Annotated in this window: 21 protein-coding genes; 12 read left to right on the forward strand and 9 right to left on the reverse strand. The window is 74.4% G+C overall.

Annotated features, from left to right (window positions below; all coding sequences use genetic code 11):
- Positions 1–141 precede the first annotated feature (141 nt).
- A complete protein-coding gene (locus I6A81_RS36895) occupies positions 142–987 on the reverse strand; it encodes a hypothetical protein (protein ID WP_203005212.1) in 846 nt (281 codons plus the stop codon).
- Positions 988–1599: 612 nt separating this feature from the next.
- On the opposite strand from I6A81_RS36895, the gene I6A81_RS36900 reads away from it, so the two are divergent.
- The 5 genes from I6A81_RS36900 (at position 1600) to I6A81_RS36920 (ending at position 6906) form a co-directional block, all read left to right on the forward strand.
- Positions 1600–2844 (forward strand): MFS transporter, encoded by a 1245-nt coding sequence (locus I6A81_RS36900; protein ID WP_238429810.1) that lies wholly within the window; start codon positions 1600–1602, stop codon positions 2842–2844.
- A gap of 435 nt (positions 2845–3279) precedes the next feature.
- Positions 3280–4035, forward strand: coding sequence for an ABC transporter ATP-binding protein (locus I6A81_RS36905; protein WP_203005213.1), 756 nt, complete (start codon positions 3280–3282; stop codon positions 4033–4035).
- On the forward strand, positions 4032–4814 hold the full coding sequence (locus I6A81_RS36910) for a hypothetical protein (protein WP_203005214.1): 783 nt from the start codon (positions 4032–4034) through the stop codon (positions 4812–4814). The genes I6A81_RS36905 and I6A81_RS36910 overlap by 4 nt, the downstream gene beginning before the upstream one ends.
- Positions 4815–4921: 107 nt before the next feature.
- Positions 4922–6205 (forward strand): sensor histidine kinase, encoded by a 1284-nt coding sequence (locus I6A81_RS36915; protein WP_307875162.1) that lies wholly within the window; start codon positions 4922–4924, stop codon positions 6203–6205.
- A gap of 26 nt (positions 6206–6231) precedes the next feature.
- Positions 6232–6906 (forward strand): response regulator transcription factor, encoded by a 675-nt coding sequence (locus tag I6A81_RS36920; protein ID WP_407661440.1) that lies wholly within the window; start codon positions 6232–6234, stop codon positions 6904–6906.
- Positions 6907–6957: 51 nt separating this feature from the next.
- On the opposite strand, the gene I6A81_RS36925 is transcribed toward I6A81_RS36920, so the two are convergent.
- A complete protein-coding gene (locus I6A81_RS36925; protein WP_203005216.1) occupies positions 6958–7383 on the reverse strand; it encodes a PPOX class F420-dependent oxidoreductase in 426 nt (141 codons plus the stop codon).
- 69 nt (positions 7384–7452) lie between these two features.
- On the opposite strand from I6A81_RS36925, the gene I6A81_RS36930 reads away from it, so the two are divergent.
- Together I6A81_RS36930 and I6A81_RS36935 are read left to right on the forward strand one after the other, a co-directional pair.
- The gene (locus tag I6A81_RS36930) at positions 7453–8394 is read left to right on the forward strand and encodes an ABC transporter ATP-binding protein (protein WP_203005217.1); all 942 of its coding nucleotides are present in this window, start codon (positions 7453–7455) and stop codon (positions 8392–8394) included.
- A 2-nt stretch (positions 8395–8396) separates the two neighbouring features.
- On the forward strand, positions 8397–10025 hold the full coding sequence (locus I6A81_RS36935; protein WP_203005218.1) for an ABC transporter permease: 1629 nt from the start codon (positions 8397–8399) through the stop codon (positions 10023–10025).
- Positions 10026–10027: 2 nt separating this feature from the next.
- Here I6A81_RS36935 and I6A81_RS36940 read toward each other — a convergent pair whose 3' ends face one another.
- Genes I6A81_RS36940 through I6A81_RS36965 form a run of 6 tightly spaced genes read right to left on the reverse strand, consistent with a single transcriptional unit; the run spans position 10028 to position 16602 of the window.
- Positions 10028–11236, reverse strand: coding sequence for an acyl-CoA dehydrogenase family protein (locus I6A81_RS36940; protein WP_203005219.1), 1209 nt, complete (start codon positions 11234–11236; stop codon positions 10028–10030).
- A gap of 48 nt (positions 11237–11284) precedes the next feature.
- Positions 11285–12457 (reverse strand): acyl-CoA dehydrogenase family protein, encoded by a 1173-nt coding sequence (locus I6A81_RS36945; protein WP_203005220.1) that lies wholly within the window; start codon positions 12455–12457, stop codon positions 11285–11287.
- A 26-nt stretch (positions 12458–12483) separates the two neighbouring features.
- Positions 12484–12843 (reverse strand): hypothetical protein, encoded by a 360-nt coding sequence (locus tag I6A81_RS36950; RefSeq protein WP_238429812.1) that lies wholly within the window; start codon positions 12841–12843, stop codon positions 12484–12486.
- A gap of 33 nt (positions 12844–12876) precedes the next feature.
- Entirely contained in the window at positions 12877–13617 is a 741-nt protein-coding gene (locus I6A81_RS36955) for an ABC transporter ATP-binding protein (protein WP_203005221.1), read from the reverse strand.
- A complete protein-coding gene (locus I6A81_RS36960) occupies positions 13614–14378 on the reverse strand; it encodes an ABC transporter ATP-binding protein (protein ID WP_203005222.1) in 765 nt (254 codons plus the stop codon). Before I6A81_RS36960 ends, I6A81_RS36955 begins: the two co-directional genes overlap by 4 nt.
- Entirely contained in the window at positions 14365–16602 is a 2238-nt protein-coding gene (locus I6A81_RS36965; RefSeq protein WP_203005223.1) for a branched-chain amino acid ABC transporter permease, read from the reverse strand. The genes I6A81_RS36960 and I6A81_RS36965 overlap by 14 nt, the downstream gene beginning before the upstream one ends.
- 407 nt (positions 16603–17009) lie before the next feature.
- Here I6A81_RS36965 and I6A81_RS36970 point away from each other — a divergent pair, with 407 nt between their 5' ends.
- From I6A81_RS36970 to I6A81_RS36985, 4 genes are all read left to right on the forward strand, one after another.
- Complete coding sequence (locus I6A81_RS36970; RefSeq protein WP_203010447.1) at positions 17010–18077, forward strand: Zn-ribbon domain-containing OB-fold protein; 1068 nt, start codon at positions 17010–17012, stop codon at positions 18075–18077.
- On the forward strand, positions 18077–19234 hold the full coding sequence (locus tag I6A81_RS36975) for a lipid-transfer protein (RefSeq protein ID WP_203005224.1): 1158 nt from the start codon (positions 18077–18079) through the stop codon (positions 19232–19234). The genes I6A81_RS36970 and I6A81_RS36975 overlap by 1 nt, the downstream gene beginning before the upstream one ends.
- Positions 19231–20388: a thiolase domain-containing protein gene (locus I6A81_RS36980; RefSeq protein ID WP_203005225.1), complete on the forward strand. Its 1158-nt coding sequence runs from the start codon at positions 19231–19233 to the stop codon at positions 20386–20388. Before I6A81_RS36975 ends, I6A81_RS36980 begins: the two co-directional genes overlap by 4 nt.
- Positions 20389–20454: 66 nt before the next feature.
- Positions 20455–21381, forward strand: coding sequence for a cyclase family protein (locus tag I6A81_RS36985; protein ID WP_203005230.1), 927 nt, complete (start codon positions 20455–20457; stop codon positions 21379–21381).
- A gap of 86 nt (positions 21382–21467) precedes the next feature.
- On the opposite strand, the gene I6A81_RS36990 is transcribed toward I6A81_RS36985, so the two are convergent.
- Positions 21468–22259, reverse strand: coding sequence for an MHYT domain-containing protein (locus I6A81_RS36990; RefSeq protein WP_203005226.1), 792 nt, complete (start codon positions 22257–22259; stop codon positions 21468–21470).
- Positions 22260–22987: 728 nt separating this feature from the next.
- Between I6A81_RS36990 and I6A81_RS36995 the strand changes: the two genes are divergently transcribed.
- Positions 22988–23751: S8 family serine peptidase (locus I6A81_RS36995; RefSeq protein ID WP_307875163.1), on the forward strand; the 764-nt coding region annotated here is incomplete at its 3' end.

Raw genomic sequence — 23751 nt, forward strand, 5'->3', positions numbered from 1 at the left:
GCCGACGCGGATCCCGCGCCTCCCGGCTCGGTTCCCGGACCCGCCCGATCGCCGACGGGCCGCATCCGCGGCAGGGGGTCCCGGCGCGCTCGGGGGGGGGCCCGCGGGGACACGTCCGCTCGGCCGCCGCGTCGGGACCGGTCAGGCAGGAGACTGCGGGTAGCCGCCACCGCCGTACTGCGGCGAGTTCTGGGGCGGGCCCCAGTTCACCGTCGCGTCCGACGCGCCCTGCTGGTAGCCGCCAGCCGGGGGCTGCGGGTAGCCGGGCTGCTGCCCGCCCTGCGGGTACCCGCCGGCCGGACCCTGCGGGTAGCCAGGCGGCGGAGTGCCCTGCGGGTAGCCAGGCGGCGGAGTGCCCTGCGGGTAGCCAGGGGGCGGAGTGGGCTGCGGGTAACCGGCCGGAGCACCCTGCGGGTAGCCGCCGGTCGGGGCCTGCGGGTAGCCGGTGGGGGGCGGAGTGGGCTGCGGATAGCTCGGCGGGGGCGCGGACTGGGGCCAGCCGCCCGGCGCGGGCCGGCCACTGGCCGAGGCCGCCTGGAACCGCATGAACGAGCCGGCCGTCACGACGAGAGCGCCGACGAGGGCGATGAACAGGCCATAGGACACGCCCACGTCGGCGCCGAACTCGTCCACGAGCTCGTCGACGCTGTACGCCTTGGCCGTGGACGGCGGCTGGGCGATCCAGCCAATGAGGATCACGACCACGGCCAGTCCGCTGGCCGCGAGGTTCACGAGCGCGGGCTTGATCCGGCCGAAGTCAGGGACGCGCCACTGAGTGAACGTCTCGGCGGCGACGATCGCCGCGACCCCGAGGCAGAGGAAGATCGGGAAGTAGGCCTCGAAGCCGATGTTCCAGCCAATCGGGTCATCGCCGCCCTCCTCCTTGATCTCCCACCAGGGCAGGAAGGAGGCGATGAAGACCAGGAGACCACCCCCGAGGATTCCAAGGTCGAAGGGCGAGGGGTTGCGACCAGCAATGGTCGGCATGCGGTGGCTCCTCCCTGATCATGGCGGACACGCCGCCTCGGGTTCGCTCACAGGTAGGGCCGGCGACGCGTTCCGTTCGGGACGCGGTCCAGACCCGCCAAACTGGGTGATCGTAGCGAATAGGTGGATGTGGGACGAGACTGGGATCTTCGCGCCCAAGCGGCCGGCGCGGCGGTGGCGCCGCTCCGACGAGGACAGACCTTCCCGACATCACACCTTCCCGAGGAGCGACGGACCGGCCCCAACACGCCGGAGGCAGCATCCCCACCCGCGCGGTTGGTAAGCGGACAACATCGACGGACAGCAACATATCGACTGACAGCGACATGTCGAGCACCAGTGGCCTCTCGCCCCCGCAAACCACTGACGGATGGTTGGCCGAGGCGATCCCGTTGTGGCCACGGCCGTCGCCGCCGGCGACTCCGTACGCCACTCCCGATGTCACAGCATGTCACCGTCGGTGGCCAGGCCTGGTGGGCGCGACCGGCGCCGTGGCGAGCCGTCGCGGGCCGGCTCTCCACGTCGGGTGGAGGTGTTCTGGCGGAGGTGTTCTGGGTTACCTGGGCTGGCTGAACCGAACCGCGGGGCATCTGGGCTGGTCAGATGGGGTTCATGGCAGCTTGGTCCCGGTACGGACGACGTCGGCTTCCTCGCTCGGCCGCGTTCGTGGTGGCCGCGGCGACGCTGGTCCTGACCTTCCTGGCGTCGGGCACGCCGATCCCGCTGTACAGCACCTACCGGCTCGAGGAGGGCATCTCGAACTCGGGCCTGGCGCTCACGACCGTCATCTACTTCGCGATGACGGCTCTCTCCCTGCTCCTGCTCGGCCGGCTGTCCAACCACCTCGGCCGACGCCCGGTGGGCATCGCCGCCCTGCTGAGCTCGATCGCCGGCGGGCTGGCGCTCATGCACGTCACGACGCTGCCGACGCTGATCACCGGCCGGGTCCTGCAGGGCGTCGCCTGCGGCGTCGCGTCCAGCGCGCTGGGCTCCTACGTCATCGAGACCGCGCCCGAGGCGCCTCGCTGGCTGGCCGCGCTGATCACCAGCATCGTCCCGCCGCTGGCGGTCCCGCTCGGCGCGCTGCTGTCGGGCGCGATCGTCGAGTACGGCCCGGCGCCCCGACAGCTCACCTACACGATCATGATCTGTGCCCTCGCCCTGGGGGTCGCGCTGCTGCTGGCCTGTCCGGAGACCGTCGAGCGCGACCCGCGGGCCGCGGCGCGGGGGCTGCGGCCACAGGTCCGCGTGCCCGCCGGCGCCGGCCGGCCGCTGTTCGTCGCCGGCCTGGTGGCGGTCGCGACCTGGTCTCTGGGCGGCTTTTTCCAGGCGTTCGCGCCCGGGCTGACCGCGGACCGGCTCGGCACCGACAACACCTTCGTCGTCGCGCTGGTCTTCGCGTCGCTGTCGGTGCTCTCCCCCGTCGGCGGCGCGCTGACCGGTCAGCTCGGGCCGGCCACGGCGGTCCGGCTCGGGCTCGGCGTCTTCGCGACCTGCGCCGTCGTGGTGACGCTCGCCGTGCGCGCCGGCGCGATCGTGCCCTTCCTGGTCGCGAGCTTCGTCGCGGGCGTTGGGCAGGGCGTCGCGTCGGCGGGTGGCATGCGCGGCCTGCTGGCCAGGACAGGGGCGGACGACCGCGCCGGCGCGCTGTCCGCCGTCTTCCTTATCTCCTACTGCGGCGCGGCCGTTCCCGGCCTCGTCACCAGCCGGCTCGCCGGTCACGTCAGCCTCGTGAACATCACCGTCGGCTACGCCGTCCTGGTCGTTCTCGCTTCCGCTCTCGCGATCCTCGCCGGCCGGGCGCCAGGGCCGCGCGCCGAGCCCACCGCGGACGGCGTCCCCGTGGGCGAGGCCTGACGGCTCCCTCGAAGCCTCATTCCGCTACAGCCGGTCCTTCCAACCGTTGCGTCTCGATCTCGGCCGATCGCGGGCCTGATCGGTTCGCGCCGCCGCGAGACGACAACGTGAGGGTTGATCACCGCCGTGCACGTTGATCGGGGGCGCTGGCCATGCGCTTGCCTGGTTGTGGCCTCAGGGATCCCGCGTTGATCCCCGGGATCCCGGCGCTCTGGACCTGCTACCCAGTCGCGGCCCGGTCTCCGAGCCAAGCACCACCTGGATCAGCACTTCGCGCATGTTCCATGCCGGGATGGCGGCCAGCCGCGGCGCGTCAGGGGGTTATCCCCCGCGCCTGGGCTCGGCGGGTAGCCGGATTCCACTCAGGAGGGACGGTTCCTAGCGTTGGCCGGGACGGGCGCCGATACGCGGCGCCACCGAGGCGAAGGGGGCCGGGTGATCGAGGTTCGGCACCTGACCAGGCGGTACGGCGCGACGCTCGCGGTCGACCGGCTGTCGTTCGAGGCGCGACCAGGGGTGGTGACCGGATTCCTCGGCCCCAACGGGTCGGGCAAGTCCACCACGATGCGGGTGCTGCTCGGGCTTGAGCGGCCCGACGGCGGTGACGCGCTGATCGCGGGCCGCCGCTACGCGGACCTGCCGTGGCCGCTACGCGAGGTCGGCGCGCTGCTGGAGGCGCGGGCCTTCCATCCCGGCCGCTCGGCCCGCGCCCACCTGACCGCCTTCGCCGCCGCGGGCGGCGTCCCGCGCCGGCGGGTCGACGAGGTGCTCGAGCTGGTGGGCCTCGCCGAGGTGGCGGGCCGGCGCGCGGGCGGGTTCTCCCTGGGGATGGCGCAGCGGCTGGGCCTCGCGACGGCGCTGCTGGGCGACCCGGCGGTGCTCCTGCTCGACGAGCCGGTCAACGGGCTGGACCCGCAGGGCATCCACTGGATCCGTGGGCTGCTACGCGGGCTCGCCGCGCAGGGGCGCACGGTGCTGCTGTCCAGCCACCTGATCGGCGAGCTGGCGCGGACCGCCGACCGACTGGTCGTGATCGGGGGTGGCCGGCTGCTGGCCGACACCTCGGTGGCGGAGCTGACCACGCGGTCGTCCTCGTTGGAGGACGCGTTCTTCGCGCTCACCTCCGGCGCGGCCCGGTTCCGGGGAGCGGACCTGCCGGCAACCGGGCAGCAGGAGGCGCGGGGACGATGACGGCTTCCAGGAACGTCGCCGGCACCGGCGTGCCCCAGGCGCGGCATGGTTTCCGCCAGGCCGTCGGGATGGAGTGGGTCAAGCTGGCCAGCCTGCGGTCCACCTGGTGGGTGCTCGCGCTGACCGTCATCGGCGCGGTCACCGTCGCCGTCGCCGTCGCCAGGGGCAGCCGGGACCAGGCTGGCGACGTGACGAACAACCTGCTGGCGGGCGTCGCGCCGGGTCTGCTGGTCACCGGTGTGCTTGGCGTGCTGACGATGACCAGCGAGTACACCTCGGGCCTGATCCGGTCGACGCTGGCCGCGGTGCCGCGCCGGCCGCTGCTGCTCGCGGCGAAGGCCACCGTCCTGGGCGGGGCGGCGCTGGTCGCCGGGGAACTGGCCGCGTTCGTCGCGTTCACCGCCGGCGTCACCGCCCTGCCGGCCCGGATCCCGGCGCCGAGCCTCGCCGACCCGGCGGTGTTGCGCGCCGTGCTGCTGGCCGGCAGCGGGTACTGCCTGATCGGCCTGATGGGCCTCGGTCTCGGCGCGGTCCTGCGGCACACCGGCGCGGCGGTCGCCGCCATGGTGGGCGGGGTGTACGTGGTGGCGCAGTTCGTCGGCGCGGCCGTCCGTCCGTTCGTCGGGTACGTGCCGGTGGCCATCGTGGGCGACTCGCTGACCGTGACGCGGCCGGTACCGCCGGCGCTGGGGCCGTGGGCCGGGCTGGGCATGCTGTGCCTGTACGCGGCCGTGCTGCTCGGCGCCGGAGGGTGGCTGCTGGCCCGGCGTCCGGCGTGAGGCGGCTGCCCGCCGGGGCGCGGCGGCTCCTGGGGACCGCCCGGCGCGCGGCCGGCGCGGCCGGGCGCGCCACGGTCAGCCGGCGAACCTGGGCGGGGACCGCCTACGTGGTGATCTCTCTGCCGCTGGCCGTCGTGGAGTTCCTGTTCGCGGCGGTGTCGCTGCTACTCGGGGCCGCGCTGTCGGTGACGTTCCTCGGGCTTCCGCTGCTGGCGGCCAGCGGCCGGGCGGTGCGCGCCCTCGGCACGGGCCACCGGCGGCTCGCGGGCGCGCTGCTCGGCGAGCGGGTGGCGCCGCCGGCCCCGTTCCAGCCGGGGCGGGGCCTGTTCGGCTGGCTGCAGTCCGCGCTCGCCGACGCGGCCAGCTGGCGGGCCCGGGCCTACCTGGCGCTGAAGCTGCCGCTCGCCGTCCTCGGCTGCTACCTCGTCGCCGCGTGCTGGGTGCAGGGCCTGCTGTGCCTGACCTACCCGGTGTGGTGGAGTCTGTCGGAACCGGGCCAGGCCGCCGACCACACACTCCTGCACCTGGACTCCTGGATCTTTCGGGCCGGCTCGCCGCCGGCCGGGCCGCTCGACCATCGCCTGGCGATGCGGGTCGGCGAGCACTGTCTGGACAGCTGGCCGGCGGCGCTGGTGGTCTCACTCGGCGGCCTGCTGGCGCTGCTGGCCGTGCCATGGGTGGTACGCGCGCTGACCTGGGCGGACCTGGCGACGATCCGGGGGCTGCTCGGGCCGACGACCGCCAGCCGGGTACGCCTGCTGGAGACGGCGCGTGCCCAGGTCGTCGACGACGCGGCGAGCACGCTGCGCCGCATCGAGCGGGACCTGCACGACGGCACGCAGGCGCGGCTGGCCACCCTCGCGATGACACTGGGCCAGGCCAAGGAGAAGCTGGAGCACCGGCCCGGCGTGCCCTTCGACCCGCCGGGGGCGCTGGCTCTCGTCGACACGGCGCATCGGCAGGCGAAGGAGGCACTGGAGGAGGTGCGGGACATCGCGCGCGGAATCCACCCGCCCGCCCTCGACGTGGGGCTCGATGCGGCGTTGGCGACCCTCGTCGCCCGCAGCGCCGTCCCGGCCGTGTTCGAGTCCGACCTGCCGGACCGACCGAGCCGGGCGATCGAGACCATCGCCTACTTCAGTGCCGCCGAACTGCTGGCCAACGTCGCCCGGCACAGCCGGGCGGCGCACGCCGCGGTGTCGGTCAGCAGCCGGGGCGGCCGGCTGGTGCTGCGGGTCCACGACGACGGCGTCGGGTCGGCCCGGCTCGGCGGCGGCAGCGGACTGTCCGGGCTCGCCGAACGGGCCCGCGCCGTGGACGGCCGCCTCGAGCTGACCAGCCCGCCCGGCGGACCCACCGAGGTCACCGTCCACCTCCCGCTCCATGCCTGACCCCCTTCATGCCTGACGACCCCTCCATGCCTGACGACGCCACCGCGACGCGCCTGCGGATCGTGCTCGCCGAGGACGCGGCGATCTTCCGAGAGGGGCTGGCCCGGCTGCTCGCCGACCGCGGGCACGAGGTCGTCGCGGCGGTCGGCGACGCCGAGGCCCTCGTCCGCGCGGTCGGCGAGCACGGTCCGGACGTGGTCGTCGTCGACGTCCGCCTCCCGCCGTCGTTCACCGACGAGGGGCTGCGCGCCGCCGTCGCCCTGCGCGAGGCCCACCGGGAGCTGCCGGTCCTGGTCTTCTCCCAGTACATCGAGACCCGCTACGCCACCCGGCTGCTGGCCGCCGGCTCGAGCGGCGTCGGCTACCTGCTCAAGGACCGGGTGGCCGACACGAGCGAGTTCGTGGACGCGCTGCGGCGGCTGGCGGCCGGCGGCACGGCCCTGGACCCGGAGGTGGTGCGCCAGCTGGTCGGAGTCAGCCGGCGCGGCCGGGCACTGGGGGCGACGCTGACCGCCCGCGAGCACCAGGTGCTCGCGCTGATGGCCGAGGGGCGGTCCAACGCGGCAATCGCGGCGGCGCTGGTGATCGGCGAGGGCGCGGTGGAGAAGCACGTGGCGAACATCTTCGCCAAGCTGGGCCTGCCCGCGTCGCCGGACGACAACCGCCGCGTGCTCGCCGTCCTGCGCTACCTGCGGGCCTGACCGGCGGGCGCGGGCGGGCAGGCGCGGGCGGGCAGGCGCGGGGCGGGGCGGTCAGTCCGCGATGGCGTGCTCGGCGACGACGCTGGTCGGGGTGAGCCGGACGAGCAGCTCGCCCGGCACGCCGTTGCGGCGGCCGAACTCCTCGGCGCGGTGCACGCCCATGTAACGGCCGCCGATCGCGGTCGCCCAGCGGCGCACGTCCGGCAGGTAGTCGGAGATGGCCACCGTGCCGTTGATGATCACGAAAGCGTAGGGCGGCGTGTCGTCCTCGACGCAGAAGCTGACCCGGCCGTCACGGCGCAGGTTGCGCCCCTTGACCGTGTTCGCCCCGGTGTTGAACAGGATGTCGTCACCGTCGAGCACGAACCAGACCGGCGCCACGTGCGGCCGCCCGTCCGCCCGCACCGTCCCGAGCTTGCCGGTCCGCGTCCCTTCCAGCAGGAACTCCCGCCACTCCCCCGCGCTCATCGCCACCATGTCCTTACTCTCACACACGCTGCCCGCGAACTCCGGGCGGTGGCGCGAGCGCGGCGGTAGCTTGCTGGCATGCCGGACGCGATCGCGCTGCGCGGGTTGCGCAAGTCGTTCGGGCAGACGGTCGCGCTCGACGGGCTGGACCTCACGGTGGCCACCGGGGAGGTGCACGGGTTCCTCGGGCCGAACGGAGCCGGCAAGTCGACCGCGATCCGGATCCTGCTCGGGCTGCTGCGCGCCGACGGCGGCGAGGCCCGGCTGCTCGGCGGCGACCCCTGGCGCGACGCGGTCGCGCTGCACCGCCGGCTGGCCTACGTGCCCGGCGACGTCGTGCTCTGGCCGACGCTGTCCGGCGGCGAGGTGATCGACCTGCTGTCCCGGCTGCGCGGCGGCCTCGACCGCCGCCGCCGCGACGAGCTGCTGGAGCGGTTCGCGCTCGACCCGCGCAGGCGCGCCGGCACCTACTCGAAGGGCAACCGGCAGAAGGTCGCGCTGGTCGCCGCGCTCGCCGCGGACGCCGAGCTGCTCGTCCTCGACGAGCCGACGGCCGGGCTGGACCCGCTGATGGACTCGGTGTTTCGCGACTGCGTCCGCGAGGTGGCGCTCGCGGGGCGCACCGTGCTGCTGTCCAGCCATGTGCTGAGCGAGGTGGAGGCGCTCTGCGACCGGGTGACGATCATCAGGTCGGGAGTGGCGGTCGAGTCCGGCACCCTGCGCGACCTGCGCCACCTGCGCCGTACCGTGGTCGCCGCGGAGCTCGCGGGGCCGCCGGGTGCTCGGTTCACGCCGCCTCCCGGTGTCCACGACCTGGCGGTCGAGCCGTCGCCGGACGGGGCCGACGGCGTGCTGCTGACCTGTGAGGTGGACCAGCCGGGCCTCGCCGGGCTGCTGCGGGCACTCGCCGACCTGGACGTGCGGGCGCTCACCACCCGGCCGCCCACGCTGGAGGAGCTCTTCCTTCGGCACTATGACGCCAGCCCGAACGGCCAGGCGCGGCCCGCGCCGGCGCGTTGACGGTGACGGGCCGGGCGTCGGGCGGGTCGCGGCCGTTCGCGGGCACCGGGCGGCTGCTGCGGCTCGCGCTGCGCCTCGACCGGCTGGCGCTGGCGTTGTGGCTGCTGACGTTCGTCGTGCTGGCCGCCGGCGTCGCGGCGGCGCTGGACGAGTACTACCCGCTCGAGGCCGACCGGGCCCAGTTCGCGGAGAGGGCCCGGCTCACGCCGGCGGTGCTCGCGCTGACCGGCCCGGCGGTCGGGCTCGAGCGGGCCGGCGGGCTGCTGGCCTGGCGGATCGGCGCGCTGTGCGTCGTGCTCGCCGGCCTGATGAGCATCTTCACGCTGGTCCGGCACACCCGCGTCGAGGAGGAGACCGGCCGGCTGGACCTGGTCCGGTCCACGCCGGTCGGGCGCCTCGCGCCGCCCGCGGCCGCGCTGCTGGTCACCGCCGGCGCGAACGCCGCGCTCGCGCTGGCGCTGGCCGCCACCCTGGTCGCCAGCGGCCTGCCGGCCGGCGGCTCGCTGGTCTTCGGCGCGGCGGTCGGGGCCGGGGGGCTGTTCTTCGCGGCGGTGGCGGCGGTGACCGCGCAGCTGTTCACGAGCGCCCGGGCCGCGAAGGCGATGGCGACCCTGCTACTCGGGCTCGCCTTCCTGCTGCGCGCGATCGGCGACGCGTCGAACCCCACCGGCGCGGGGCTGTCGTGGGCGTCGCCGATCGGCTGGGCGCAGCGCACCGGGGCGTTCGTCCATGTCCGGTGGTGGCTGTTCGGCCTGCTGTTCGCCGCCGCCGGCGCGCTGCTGGCCGTCGCGTTCGTCCTGCTCGTCCGGCGCGACGTCGGGTCGGGGGTGCTGGCCGCGCGGCTCGGCCGGGAGCGCGCGAGCCCCCGGCTGGCGAGCGTCAGCGCGCTCGGGGCCCGGCTGCACCGGGGCGGCCTGGCGACCTGGACCGCCGGGTACGCGGTCGCGGGCGCCGCGCTGGGCGCCGTGGCGCACAGCGTCGCCGACCTGGTGTCCGACAACCCGGCGGTCCGGGACATGCTCGCCCGGTTTGGCGGCGGTACACAGCTCGTCGACGCCTACCTGGTCGCGATGTTCAACCTGTTCGGGCTCGCGGCCGCCGGCTACGCGGTGGCGGCGGTGTGGCGGATCCGCGCCGAGGAGGTCGCCGGGCGGGCCGAGCCGCTGCTGGCGACCGCGACTGGCAGGACCCGGTTCGCGGCCAGCCACCTGTGGTTCGCGTTCGCCGGTCCGGCGCTGCCGCTGATGGCCGTCGGGCTCGCGACCGGGATCACGCACGGCCTGCGCACCGGCGACGTCGCCGGCCAGACCGGCCGGCTGCTCGCCGCGGCGCTGGTGCTGCTGGCCGGGGTGTGGGTGTTCGCGGGGCTCGCGACCGCGGCGGTCGGCCTCGCGCCGCGCGGCTTCCTGGCCGTGTGGGTCGCCCTCGTCGCCTGCCTGCTGATCGGCCAGCTCGGGCCGACCCTGCGACTCAGTCAGTGGATCATGGATCTCTCGCCCTACACCCACCTGCCGCGGCTGCCCGGCGGCGAGAGCACGCCGACGCCCCTGGTGGCGCTGCCGGCGGTCGCCGTCGCGCTGACGGCCGCCGGGCTGGTGGGCCTGCGCCGCCGCGACCTCCAGCCGAGCTGACGTCAGGCGTCGGCGGCGGCCAGCAGGCGGCCCAGGGCGCGCAGCTGCGGAGTGGCGGAGCCGAGGGTGAGCTCCAGCTGGCGGGCGGCCAGGTAGTGGCGGTGCAGGGGGTAGGCCCGGTCGACGCCGGTGCCGCCGTGCACGTGGGTGGCCCCGCGCACGACGCGGGTCCCGGCCTCGGCGGCGATCGCCTTGGCTACGGCGACCTCCCGTTCGGCGGGCAGGCCGTTCGCGAGCCGCCACAGGGCCTCGCTCGCGGTCAGTTTGATCGCGCGGCTGTCGACGAAGGCGTCGGCGACGCGCTGGCGGACGGCCTGGAAGTCGGCGAGCGGGTGGCCGAACTGGTGGCGGGTCGTGGTGTAGGTGGCCGAAAGCCGCACCGCGGCGTCAGCGAGGCCCGCCATCATGGCGCAGCTCGCGGCCGTGGCGCGTTCCAGGGTCCAGGCGAGCACGGAGCCGTCGGCCGGGCCCAGCAGGGCGTCGGGCGCGACGCGGACGCCGGACAGCTCCAGGCGGGCGACCGGGACGCCCGTCAGGGTCGGCTGCGCGGTCACGGTGACCCCGGGGGCGTCGGTGTCGACGACGAACACGCCGACGCCGACGCGCCGGCCCGTCGACTCGATGACGATCGCCGAGACCAGGGCCGCGTCGGCGATCGTGCCGGCCGGCACGAAGGCCTTCCCCCCGTCGATGAGCCAGCCGGCGCCGCCCGCGCGGTAGCCGTCGTCGCCCTCCTGGGGCGCCGGGACGGGACGGGCCGTGGTCGTCGGCGCCGGTGGGTCCGTCAGCGGCTCGGCGAAGGCGCCGGTGAGGATCGCCTCGCCGGCGGCGACCCGGCGCAGCCAGCCGTCGGCCACGGTGTCGCCGGACACGGCACCGGCCAAGGTGCCGCCGGCGCCGAAGCGGGCCAGCGGGAGGGCACCGTAGGCGAGGGTGGGCAGCAGCGGGACGCGGGCCGCGGTCCGCCCGGCGTGCTCGAGCAGCGCGCCGAGGGCGAGCAGGCCCCCGTCCGCGAGCCCGGCGCCGCCGAGCTCGGCGGGCACGACGACGCCGAGCAGACCGGTCGCGGCCAGGGTCGCCCACAGCTCGCGGTCGTACGGCTCGTCGGCTTCCTCGAGCGCGGCGAGCCGCTCCTGGGTGGACGCCTCGGTGAGCACCGCGCGGGCGAGCTCGTCGACGGCGGCCTCCTCCTCGGCCAGCGTGAAGTCCATCGGCGTCCTGCCTTTCTGGTCTTTCCGGGTCGGCTCTGCTCTTCCGGGTCAGCGCCTGCTCATCGGCATGCCGAGGCCGAAGACCGCGATGAGGTCGCGCTGCAGCTCGTTGACCCCGCCACCGAAGGTGAGGATCACCAGGCCTCGGTAGAGCGACTCCAGCCGGCCGGCGATCGCGGCGCCCTCGGCGTCGCCGGCGAGGTAGCCGGCCTCGCCGACGACCTCGAAGAGCAGGTTGAGCGCGTCCAGGTAGAGCTCGGTGCCGAAGACCTTGACGCTGCTGGCGTCGGCGACGTCGAGCACGCCGCGCTCCGCGTCGGCGGCGACCTTCCAGTTGAGCAGCCGCAGCGTGGAGAATCCCGCGTACGCCCGGGCGAGGTGGATCTGGACCCATTCCTCGTCGATGCGGCGGCGCCCGTCGGGCAGCCGGGCGCGCTTCGCCCAGGCGATGACCTCGTGCAGCGCCCGGTCGACCATGCCGGGGCTGGCGAGGGTGACCCGCTCGTGGTTGAGCTGGTTGGTGATCAGGCTCCAGCCGCGGTTCTCGGCGCCGACGAGGTTCGCGACGGGCACGGCGACGTCGTCGTAGTGCACCGAGGCGATCTCGTGGTCGCCGATGAGGCGCAGCGGGGTGACCGTGATGCCGGGCGTGTCCATCGGGACGATGAGGATCGAGATGCCGCGGTGGCGCGGGGCGGCCGGGTCGGTGCGCACGGCGAGCCAGCAGTAGTCGGCGGTCGGGCCGTAGCTGGTCCACAGCTTGGAGCCGTTGACGACGTAGCGGTCGCCGTCGCGGACGGCGGTGGTCCGCAGGGCGGCGAGGTCGGTGCCCGCCTCCGGCTCGCTGTAGCCGATGCAGAAGTGCGTCTCGCCGCGCACGATCGCGGGCAGGAAGCGTTCCTTCTGCTCGTCGGTACCGAACTGGCGGATCGTCGGCCCGACGGTGTTGATGGTCAGCATCGGCACGGGCGCGCCGGCGCGCAGCGACTCGTCGAAGAAGATGAACTGCTCGACGTGGCCGCGGCCCTGCCCGCCGTACTCGGTGGGCCAGCCGATCCCGAGCCAGCCGTCGGCGCCCATCTGGCGCACGACCCGGCGCATCGCCGGGCCGGTCGAGTCGGCGGCCAGCGCCGCCCGGACGTCGGGGGTGAGCAGCCGTTCGTAGTACGCGCGCAGGTCGGCGCGCAGCTTCTCCTGTTCCGGCGTGTAGGCGATCCGCATGCGGGCCCCTGTTCGGAAGGGTGGGTTCAGGCGGGCGGGTTCTGGCGGTCGAACAGGAGGCGGGCGAGCCAGAAGCGCAGGAACGCGGCCATCGAGTAGCGCACGAACAGCGCCGCGCCGACGAGGCCGACCGCGACTCCGACCAGCGCGAGGACGATGGCGTCGCGCTGCTGGTACTCGTTCGTGGTCGAGTGCGAGATCAGGTAGGCGATGATCCCGAGCACGGGTCCGGCTACGAGCAGCACGGCGCCGAGGCGCAGCAGGGCGTCGTCGAGGCGGGCACGGGGATCGCGGATACGTAAGGCGCCCATCTCGGCGCGAAACGCGTCGGCCCGGGTGGGGGCCTCCTCCGGGGCCGCGGCCGGGTTGCTGGTCTCGATCGTCACGCTCTCACCTCGTCGTCACGTGGCCTGCTGGCGTCAGGTGGTCCCGGCCGGCCGGTGGTCCGCGGGCGGCGCGCCGCCCAGGTAGGCGCCGGAGAGCTGGCCGGCGATGTCGGCCGGGGGGCCGGCGGCCGCGACCCGCCCCTCGACCAGCACGGCGGCGGTGTCGGCCACTTCCAGCACGGCGGCGGCGAACTGCTCGACGACGACGATGGTCACGTCGTCGGCGGCGATCGCCCGCACGGAGGCGTACAGCTCGGCCACGACCAAGGGCGCGAGGCCCATGGACAGCTCGTCGAGCAGCAGCACCGCCGGCTCGCAGACGAGCGCGCGGGCGAGCGCGAGCATCTGCTGCTCGCCGCCGCTCATCGTCCCGGCGGGCTGGCGCAACCGCTGGCCGAGCCTCGGGAACCGGGCGACGGCCCGCTCCTCGACCTCGGCCCGCGACAGCCCGGCGGGGCGGTGGGTCGTCATCCACAGGTTCTCCCGGACCGTGAGGCTCGGGAAGACGCCCCGCCCCTCCGGGATCAGGCACAGGCCGCGGCGGGCCAGGTCCACCGGATCGGCGCCGTTCGCCCGCCGGCCGCCGAGCAGCACCTCGCCGCCGCTCGGCGGGTGCAGGCCGGCGAGCACCCGCAGCAGGGTGGTCTTGCCCGCGCCGTTCGGGCCGAGGACGGCGAGGACCTGGCCGGCGTCGACGGCGAGGTCGACGCCGTGCAGCACCTCGACCCGGCCGTGGCGGGCACGCACGCCGCGCAGCTCGACGAGCGGCGTCATCGCGCCAGCGTCCCGGCGCCGGCGGTGCCGGTACCAGGGTCGGTGCCGGTACTGGTGCCGAGGTAGGCCTCGCGGACCCTCGGGTCGGCGCGCACGCTCGCCGGGTCGCCCTCGGCCATCAGGGTGCCGAAGTCAAGCACGTACAGGTGGGCGCAGACCCGCATGACCAGGGTCATGTCGTGCTCGACGAGCAGGATCGCCAGGCCCTCGTCGGCGAGCTCGCCGAGCAGGTCGGCGAAGGCGGCGGTCTCGTCGGGGTCCTGACCGGACGCTGGCTCGTCGAGCAGCAGCACCCGGGGGCGCACGGCGAGCGCCCTGGCGAGCTCGAGGCGGCGGCCGAGCCCGGTGGGCAGCGTGTCGGCCCGCCGGTCGGCGAACGCCGAAAGCCCCACCCGCTCCAGCAGGGCGCCCGGGTCGGGCCGCTCGCCGGCCGCGGTCCGGCGGCGCAGCCGGGTGGCGAGCGCGACGTTCTCCAGCGCGGTGAGCTGGCCGAACAGCTCCAGGATCTGGAAGGTCCTGGCCATCCCGCGCCGGGCCCGCCGGTAGGGGGCGAGCCGGGTGACGTCCTCGCCGTCGAGCAGCACCCGCCCGGCGCCGGGGGTGAGCAGGCCGGTGAGGACGTTGAACAGCGTGGTCTTGCCGGCGCCGTTCGGGCCGATCAGCCCGGTGACCCGGCCGGCCTCGACGCCGAGGGTGACCTCCCGCAGCGCCACGTGCCCGCCGTAGCGGACGGTGACGTCACGGATCTCAAGCAGCGCCAACGCGGGCCTCCCCCACGGTTTTGCCTGAGGCCAGGTGCGGGCCGGTGTCGAGCCGCGCGGTGTCCAGAGCGAGCCGGGCGTCGATGGCGTCGAGGTCCGCGCGGCCGACCGGGGCGTCGAAGCCCAACCATTCCAGCGGGCCCGACAGGCCCTCGTCCCGTCCGGCCGGCTCAGTGCCCGCCGTGGCGGCGGCGCGGCCGGCCAGCGGCCGGGCGACGAGCGGCGCGGCGACCGCCACGAGCAGGACGCCGAGCGGCAGCACGTTCGGCGCCACGGCGTCGACCAGCGTGAGCACCCACAGCGCGGTGATGGCGCCGACGGAACCGGCGAGCACCGCGGGCGAGCGGCGCACCGGCTCGTAGGCGGGCCGCAGCACGGACGGGATCAGGCCGTTGGGGTTGGCGGCCAGCGCGAGCGCGGCGAGGCCGACGACGGTCGCGGTCACCCGCGCGGAGTCGTCGCCCGTGGCGCTGCCGACCGCGGCGGTGCCGAGCAGCAGGCCGGCGGCCAGGCCGCTGCCGATGGAGCTGACGCCCGCGACGACGACGATGAGCAGCAGGGTGAGGCCGGTGAAGAAGCTGAACGCGTCCGGCGTGGTCGAGCGCACGGCGGACGCGTAGACGCCGCCGCCGAGTCCGGCGAGCGCGGCGGACAGGGTGAACACCGCGAGCGTCGTGAGCCGCACGTTCATCCCGAGGGTGGCCGCGGCGGCCGGGCTCTCCTTGACCGCGATGAGCCGCTGGCCGAGCTCGCCGCGGCGCACCGCGACGACGACGGCCACGGCGGCGAGGAACAGCGCGGCGCCGGTGAGGAAGAACGCCCGGTCCGAGGTGGTGTCGAGCGGCCCGACGGCGAACCGTTCGACGCTGAGCGTGCCGTTGGTGAACAGCGCGAACTGGTCGCCGAGGACGGTGAACGCCGGCAGCTGGAAGATCCAGTTGTCCAGGGCGACGGCGAAGGCGCCGGTGAGCAACGCCAGGTAGATGCCGGACAGCCGGAGTGCCGGCAGCGACACGACGGCGCCGACGATGGCGGCCACCGCCGCGGCCGCCAGCAGCGCGGCCGGGTTGCTCCCGCCGCCGGCGTGCGACACGACGGCCGCGCCGATGCCGGCGAAGCTGAGCTGGCACAGCGAGATCCGCCCGGCGTAGCCGACGAGCGGCACCATCGACAGCCCGACGATCGCGAGCCCCCACAGCGCGGTGGAGGAGTACAGGTCGGCCTTCGCCAGGGTCGTCGCGGCGATCACCGCGCCGAACGCCACGGCGGCGGCGAAGACGCCGGTTCCGGCCCAGGTCGGCGTCGGGGTGATCTCACGGATGGCCAGCGCCGGCTTGCCGCGCAGCCGGGAGGCGCGCAGCACCAGCAGCGCGACAAGCAGCACGAGCACCGGGATGACCGGCAGCACGCCGCGCAGGTACTGCTGGCCATAGGAGATCTTCGGGACGTAGCCGATCGCGTAGTCGGCGGCGAGGCCGACGACGAGCGCGCCGGCGAACGTCATGGGCAGGCTGCGCAGCCTGCCGATGACGGCGGCGGCGTAGGCGTTGACGATGAGCAGCGTCAGCGGGATCGCCGACATGGTGAGTTTCGGGGCGATCAGGATCCCGGCGAGCGCGGCGAGCGAGGTGCCGATCATCCAGGCCAGGCGCGCCGAGGTGGCCGGCCGGGCGCCGTTGAGGATCGCCAGCGACGGGTCGTCGACCCGGGCGCGCATCGCGACGCCGGCGCGGCTGACGTGCAGCAGCAGCCACAGTCCGCCGGCGACGGCGGCGGCGACGCCGAGCACGACCACGTCGTTGTAGGGCACCAGGATGCCGCCAGCCTCGAAGCCCCTGCCGGCGAACAGGCCCTGGGTGCGCCGGAAGGTGCTCGGGTCCCAGAGCCACTGGGCGGCCGAGACGAGCACGACGAGCACCGCGACGGTGACGACCAGCCGGGTCGACTCGGGGGCGCCGGCGAGCCGGCGCATGACGACCCGTTCGAGCAGCAGGCCGAACAGCGGGGCGGCGACCAGGACGCAGAACAGCAGCGCGAGCGGCACCGGCCAGCCCCAGGCGACCGCCAGCTGCCAGTAGGTGAAGGCGGCGAGCATTCCGGTCGCGCCGTGGGCGATGTTGAACACGCCGGTCGTGACGTAGGTGAGCGTCAGCCCGGACGCGCTGATCGCGTAGATCCCCGCGGTGGTCAGGCCACTGATCGTGAAGACCAGGAACTCGTGCACGCGCCGACCTCCCGTCCCGCTCCGTGCCCGCCCCGACTTCTCGCGCGGGCGAGCGGCCGTCCGACGGCCGCTGTGTCCCGCGCCACAGCTCGCACCGGACATAGAACACGTTCTCAATTGATCAAGCAAGGTTTTCGGGCTATCCGTCCGCGAACGCGCCACTGCGCCCGATTGGCGTGATGTTGGTCCCGAGCCCGCGGACCATGACCAGAACTGCGACTCAGCGTGCGTCACCATGCCAGCCGCCCGTCGCGGCGACCGCCGCAAGACTAGAACCGGTTCTCGTCGTGCGGTAGAACACAGGAACGCGTTCTCGTTGGACGTCGTCGCCGAAACGTTCTCGTCGCCCCTGCCCGCGCGCCGCCCGCGCGCCGCCGCGGGCGCGCCGCCGGGAGGCAGCCTTGCCTGTGTCAGCTGAGACCAAGTACGGGCCAAGCGTCACCACCAACACCGTCGAGTTCCCCTACCGCCGCAGCCTCGGGCCGGTGGTGGGCGGCTTCGTCGCCGCGCTCGCGCGCGGCCAGATCACTGGGGTGCGCAGTACTGGCGTGCGCGGCGGCGGCCGGGTGCTGTGCCCACCCTTGGAGTACGACCCGGACACGGGCGCGGCGACCGACGGCGAGCTGGTCGACGTCGGGCCGGAGGGCACCGTCCGGTCGTGGACGTGGGTCGCCGCGCCGGACGCGCGCCACCCGCTGGACCGGCCGTTCGCGTTCGCGCTCATCCAGCTCGACGGCGCGGACACCGCGATGGTCCACGCGGTCGACGCGGGCGGCGAGGACGCGCTGCGCGCCGGCCTGCGGGTGACCGCCCGGTTCCGCGCCCAACCGAAGGGGCGCACCGACGACCTCGCCTACTTCGTCCCGGAGGGCACCGAGACGACCGACCCGGACGTCGTCGACGCCGCGGCCGCCGCGGCCGGCGCCGCGGCGGCCGGGGTGTCGACCGAGCCGGTGCAGACGATGGAGTTCTGGTCGTCGCTGACCTACAAGGAGGCGGTGTCGCCGGCCACCGCGCGCTACGCGCGCTCGATGCTCGCCGGGACGCTGCTCGGTCAGAAGTGCCCGACCTGCGCGAAGGTCTTCGTTCCCCCGCGCGACTTCTGCTCGATCGACGGGATCCGGCTCGACGAGGGCCACGACCTGGCGCTGCCCGACCGCGGCGTCATCACCAACTTCACGATCGTCACCCCGGTGCCGTACCCGGGCCAGAAGGAGACCGAGCCGTTCGTGCGGGTCTCGGTGCTGCTCGACGACGTCGAGGCGCTCATGGGACTGCAACCGGTCGTCGATATCCCCAACGAGGAGGTACGGGTGGGCATGCGGGTCGAGGCGGTCTGGCTGCCCGAGTCCGAACGCAACGCCGAGGAGTTCGGCAACCGGGGCTGGGGGTCGACGACCGGGGCGATCTCCGGCTGGCGGGCCACCGGCGAGCCGGACCTGCCCGTCGAGCGCTACATCGACCGGGTCTTCTGATGAGCGCCGACGAGCCGGGCGCCCCCGGGAAGACCTTCGGCGAGCCGGTCGCGATCGTCGGCTACGCGGTGTCGCCGATGAGCGAGTTCGCCGAGCAGACCGAGGTGCAGCTCTGCCTGGACGTCGTCACCGCCGCGCTGGCGAGCTCCGGGCTGGGGCGCAAGGAGATCGACTTCACCTGTTCCGGCAGCTCCGACTACCTGTCCGGCGGGACGTTCACCTTCGTGGCCAACCTCGACGCCGTCGGCGCCTGGCCGCCGATCCGCGAGTCGCACGTCGAGATGGACGGCGCGTGGGCGCTGCACGAGGCGTGGGTGCGGCTGCTGATCGGCGAGGAGCGCACCGCCCTGGTGTTCGGCTCGGGGAAGGCCTCGACCGGCGAGCTCTCCCGGGTGCTGACCCTGCAGACCGACCCGTACTACCTGGCGCCGCTGGGCACTGACCCGCTGTCGCTGGCCGCGTTGCAGGCCCGGGCCCTGCTGGAGGCCGGCAAGGCCACCGAGCGGGACCTGGCCGCCGTCGCCGCCCGGGCCCGTCGGGCCGCCGCCACGAACCCGCTCGCGGTCCCCGCGGTCGCCGCCGCCGGCGCCGCGGCCGTCGGCGACCTGGACGCTGAGATCGACGCGCTGCTGGCGGCCGAGTACGTGCGCTCTCCGCTGCGCGCGCACGACACGCCGCCGGTGACCGACGGGGCGTGCGCGGTGGTCCTGGCGACGGCGACGGTCGCGCGCCGGCTGGCCGCCGAGCAGGGGATCACCCCGGTGTGGATCACCGGCCTGGAGCACTTCGTCGAGCCGCACCAGCCGGGCATGCGCGACCTGACGGACTCGGTCTCCACCCGGCGCGCCGGCGAGGCCGCGGGGCTCGCCGACGGCGGGCCGGTCGAGGTGGCGGAGCTGAGCGCGCTCCACAGCCACGAGGAGATCATCCTGCGTGGCGCGCTCGGCCTGCCGGACACCTGCGAGGTCAACCCGTCCGGTGGGGCGCTCGCCGCCAACCCGACGATGGCCACCGGGCTGGTCCGGGTGGTCGAGGCGGCCCGGGCGATCCGGGAACGAGGCGCGCGCCGGACGCTGGCGCACGCGACCAGCGGGCCGTGCCTGCAGCAGAACCTCGTCTGCGTCCTGGACGAGGCCTCGACGGAGGAGGCGCGATGAGCGGCGAGCCGTGCGCGATCATCGGGGTCGGGCAGACGCATCACAAGAGCAAGCGCCTCGACGTGTCGCTGGCGGGGCTGCTGCGCGAGGCCGCCAGCCGGGCGCTCACCGACGCGGGCCTGGACTGGCCGGACATCGACGCGGTCGTCCTCGGCACCGCGCCGGACGCGTTCGAGGGCGTCATGATGCCCGAGCTCTACCTGGCCGACGCGCTCGGCGCCGCCGGAAAGCCGATCATGCGGGTGCACACCGCCGGCAGCGTCGGCGGTTCGACCGGGATTGTCGCCGCGCACCTGATCCACGCCCGAAGGCACCGCCGGGTGCTCGCGGTCGCGTTCGAGAAGCAGTCCGAGGGCAACGCGCAGTGGGGGCTGGCGGGCGGGAAGTCCGGCGGCATGGGCGCCGGGGGGATCTTCGCGCCCTGGATCCGCTCCTACATCCGCCGGTCCGGCGCGCCTGAGCACATCGGCTGGCAGGTCGCGGTCAAGGACCGGCTCAACGCGCTGAAGAACCCCTACGCGCACCTGAAGATCGCCGACATCTCGGTGGAGAAGGTGCGGGAGTCGTTCATGCTCTGGGACCCGCTGCACTTCCTGGAGTCGTGCCCGTCGTCCGACGGCGCGTGCGCCGTCGTGCTGACCGACGAGGCCGGCGGGCGCGACGCCGCGGCTCGTGGGAACCCGCCGGCGTGGGTGGCGGCCACGGCGATGCGCAGCGAGCCGACGTCGTTCCCGGGGCGCGACCCGGTGCGCCCTCAGGCAGGCGTCGACTGCGCGCACGACCTGTACCGGGCCGCCGGCATCACCAACCCGCTCGCCGAGATCGACGTGGCCGAGCTGTACGTGCCCTTCAGCTGGTACGAGCCCATGTGGCTGGAGGGCCACGACATCACCGGCCCCGGCGACGGCTGGAAGCTGGTCGAGAGCGGGGAGACCGAGATCGGCGGCTCGTTCCCGGTCAACCCGTCGGGCGGGGTGCTCTCGTCCAACCCGATCGGCGCCTCCGGGATGCTGCGCTTCGCCGAGGCGGCGCTGCAGGTCCGCGGCCGGGCCGGCGAGCACCAGGTCGACGGCGCCCGCACCGCGCTGGGCCACGCCTACGGCGGCGGCGCCCAGTACTTCGCGATGTGGATCGTCCGGTCGACGCTCGGGTAGCGCGCCGGCGCCGGCGGACGGTCAGGGGGGACCGGACGGCGGGCAGGTCGGTCAAGGGAGGTCATGGTGTCGTTGCCCGAGGAGTTCCACGCGCTCGCCGGCAAGGTCAACAACTGGGGGCGGTGGGGGCCGGACGACGAGCGGGGCACGCTCAACCTGCTCACCGATGAGGCGGTGCGCCGCGGGGTGGCGCAGGCGCGGACCGGCAAGCGGTTCACGCTGGCGATACCGCTGTCCGAGGACGGCCCCCAGCTGGGCTTCATCCCGGGCAGGACCAACCCGGTCCGGACCATGATCTCGCTGAACGAGCCGCTGACCGGCGACCCGTCCCAGGTCTGCTTCAACGACGACCGGTTCGAGATGGGCGTCCAGGCGGCGACGCACTGGGACGCGCTCGCGCACGCGTCCTACGACGGCCGGATCTACAACGGCTTCGGGGCGGCGAGCGTCACCGAGGCGGGCGCCGCCCGGTGCGGGATCGACAAGGCCGGGGCGATCGTCGGGCGTGGCGTCCTGCTCGACGTCGCCCGGGCCAGGGGCCTCGACCGGCTCGAGCCCGGGTACGCGATCACCGGCGAGGACCTGGACGCGGCGGCGGAGCTCGCCCGGGTCAGGGTCTCACCGGGCGACCTGGTGCTGGTCCGCACGGGCCAGATGCGGGCGCTGCACGCCGGCGACAAGGTCGGCTACCTCTACCCGGCAGCGGGCCTGTCGATGCGCTCGGTCGCGTGGATGCGGGAGCACGACGTCGCCGCGGCGGCGACCGACACGGTCGTCTTCGAGGTCTACCCCTACGAGCGGGAGGACATGGCGCTGCCGGTGCACCTGCTGCACCTGGTCGAGATGGGCCTCACCCAGGGCCAGAACTTCGACCTGGAGGCGCTCGCCGACGACTGCGCCGACGACGGCGTCTACACGTTCCTGCTGCACGCCACCCCGGAGCCGCTCGTCGGCGGCCTGGGTGGCCCCGTGGCCCCGCTCGCCGTCAAGTAAGCACCCCCCGGCGAACGACGGCGGGCTGGGAAGGCCCGAGGGCCGGAAGCGCGCGCTTCCGGCCCTCGGCGGTTGCCCGGGACTGGTCAGCCGGAGTGCCGGCCGGTCGGCACCGGCCGCGCGTCATGCCTGGTGACGGCGGTCTCGTCGGACAGGCCGCCGAACGCGGCGAAGATGATGAGCGCGAGCACGGTGAAGGCGATCAGGCACACCCCGAAGGTGAGCGTGATCGGGTCGGCGCCGTTGACCGGCAGCAGTCTCTCCGTCAGCGACACCTGGGTGGCGGCCATCCCGGTGTAGTGCATCCCGCACACCGCCACGGCCATGATCACCGAAGCCCCGGCGATCTGCGCGGTGGTGCGGACCCGGAAGGCGATCCACAGCGCCGCCGTCGCGGCCACCACCGCGATCGCGATGGACGCGCCGACCAGGGCCGGGTCGTAGTGGACCGAGCTGCCCACCCGCATCGCCGCCATTCCGGTGTAGTGCATCGCGGCCACCCCGGCACCGGCGAGCACGCCGCTGAAAAGCAGCCTCGCCGGGCTGCCCGGGTTCTTGCCGACAATGGCGAGTCCCAGGGCGGAAACACCGATGGCCAGCACCAGAGAAAGCGCGGTCAGCGGGATGTCATATTCGATCTGCCGGCTGGCCACGTGGTATCCGAGCATCCCCATGAAGTGCATGCACCAGATGGCGCCGCCGCCGAGCGCGATCGCCGACGCGGCGATCCAGCGGAGCCGGCCAGCGCCCCGGGCATTCGGGATCCGGATGGAGCTCACCAGCGCGGCGAACGAGCCGACCAGCGCGAACCCGATGGACGCGGCCACAAAGACCGGGTCGTGGCTGACGTGCTCATGCGCCACCTGAGCAGTGATCATGGTTGTTTCCCGTCCAAGAAATACAGATTCGTTGGCAGGCGGCACGGGATGGCGAATCAGCCAAATCCGGACAGGATGTCACGGTCCCCCGATCATGGTCGTGCCAGCATCTATCGTACGTTATTACCCATTTATGACCTTGCCGGCGGAAGCGGGACCAGGGTGGTCACCACGCATGGTCGCGGGTCCGTCCGCGAGGCCGCCCGCTCCGCCCTCCACCGTCGCGGGGGTTGTCACGGAGAGACCCAAACGATGTCGAGCGCGCCGGCGCCCGGCCCCGCGACCTGGCCAGACGGTGACCGCGGTGGTCATCGCGGCGCCCGCCGCGCCCGTCTCCGACGGGCCCGCCTGGCCCGCGGGCGGGCGGGGCTCCTCCTCGCCGCCGGCGGCCCCACCCCCGTCCGCCCACCCGCGACGCCGACGGACGGTCCCGATGACACGAACCAGGCGAAACTCTCGAAACAACGGAAACATCCGCGTTACCCGACGGCCGCGGCGGACAGGGCGACACCCATGGAGACGATACTCGGCGGAAAGTCCGTCTTTCGTACCCAAAGGGCTAGATAACGTTTGATAGGCCCACTATGGTGCTTCGAGCGGGATCCGCCGGATCCGCGCATTTCCACGGCCCAGAGGTGAGTGAGTACATGCGCCGTGCGCTCCGCACCACCGCCGCCCCTCCCCCTCCCCCTCCTCGACCCCGAGCCCCGCGCAGGCGAGCAGGGCTGGTGGGGCTAGCCGCCGCGCTGCTCGCGGTCCCGGCGGCCGTCGCCCTGCCCGGCACCGCCGGCGCCGGCACCGCCACGAGCTACGTCGTCGTCTACTCCGGTTCCACCGAGGCCGGCCGCGCGGCGCTGACCGCGCTCGGCGCGACGGTCGAGGCGGAGAACACCGCGATCGGGGTCGCGACCGTCACGTCGACGGACGCGGCGTTCCTCGCGAAGGCCGCGAAGCAGCCGGGGCTGGTCGGCGCGGCGGCCGACACCCCGATCGGCCACGCCCCCGAGGTCGGCACCGCCGGGGCGTCGGGCGCGGGCGGCGACTCGGCGGTCGCCAAGGAGAAGGCCGACTCCCGGGCGGGCGGCGCCACCGCGCCGCGGCGCGGCCCGCGGACACGGGGCGACGAGCCGCTGGCCGACCTCCAGTGGGACATGCGGATGATCGGCGCGACACCCGACCAGTCCTACCGGCAGCAGCCCGGCAGCAAGAAGGTGCTCGTCGGCGTCATCGACACCGGCATCGACGGCTCCCACCCCGACATCGCGCCGAACTTCAACAAGGGGCTGTCCCGCAATTTCGTCACCGACATCCCCGTCGACCCGGTCTCCGGCGAGGAGATGGACGGGCCATGCGAGTACTCGTCCTGCGTCGACCCGGTCGACCACGACGACGACGGCCACGGCACCCACGTGGCCTCCACGATCGCCTCGCCGATCAACGGCCTCGGCCTCGCGGGCGTGGCGCCCGGCGTGACGCTGGTGAACATCCGCGC

The sequence above is a fragment of the Frankia nepalensis genome (assembly GCF_016786325.1).
Lineage (GTDB): Bacteria > Actinomycetota > Actinomycetes > Frankiales > Frankiaceae > Pseudofrankia > Pseudofrankia nepalensis.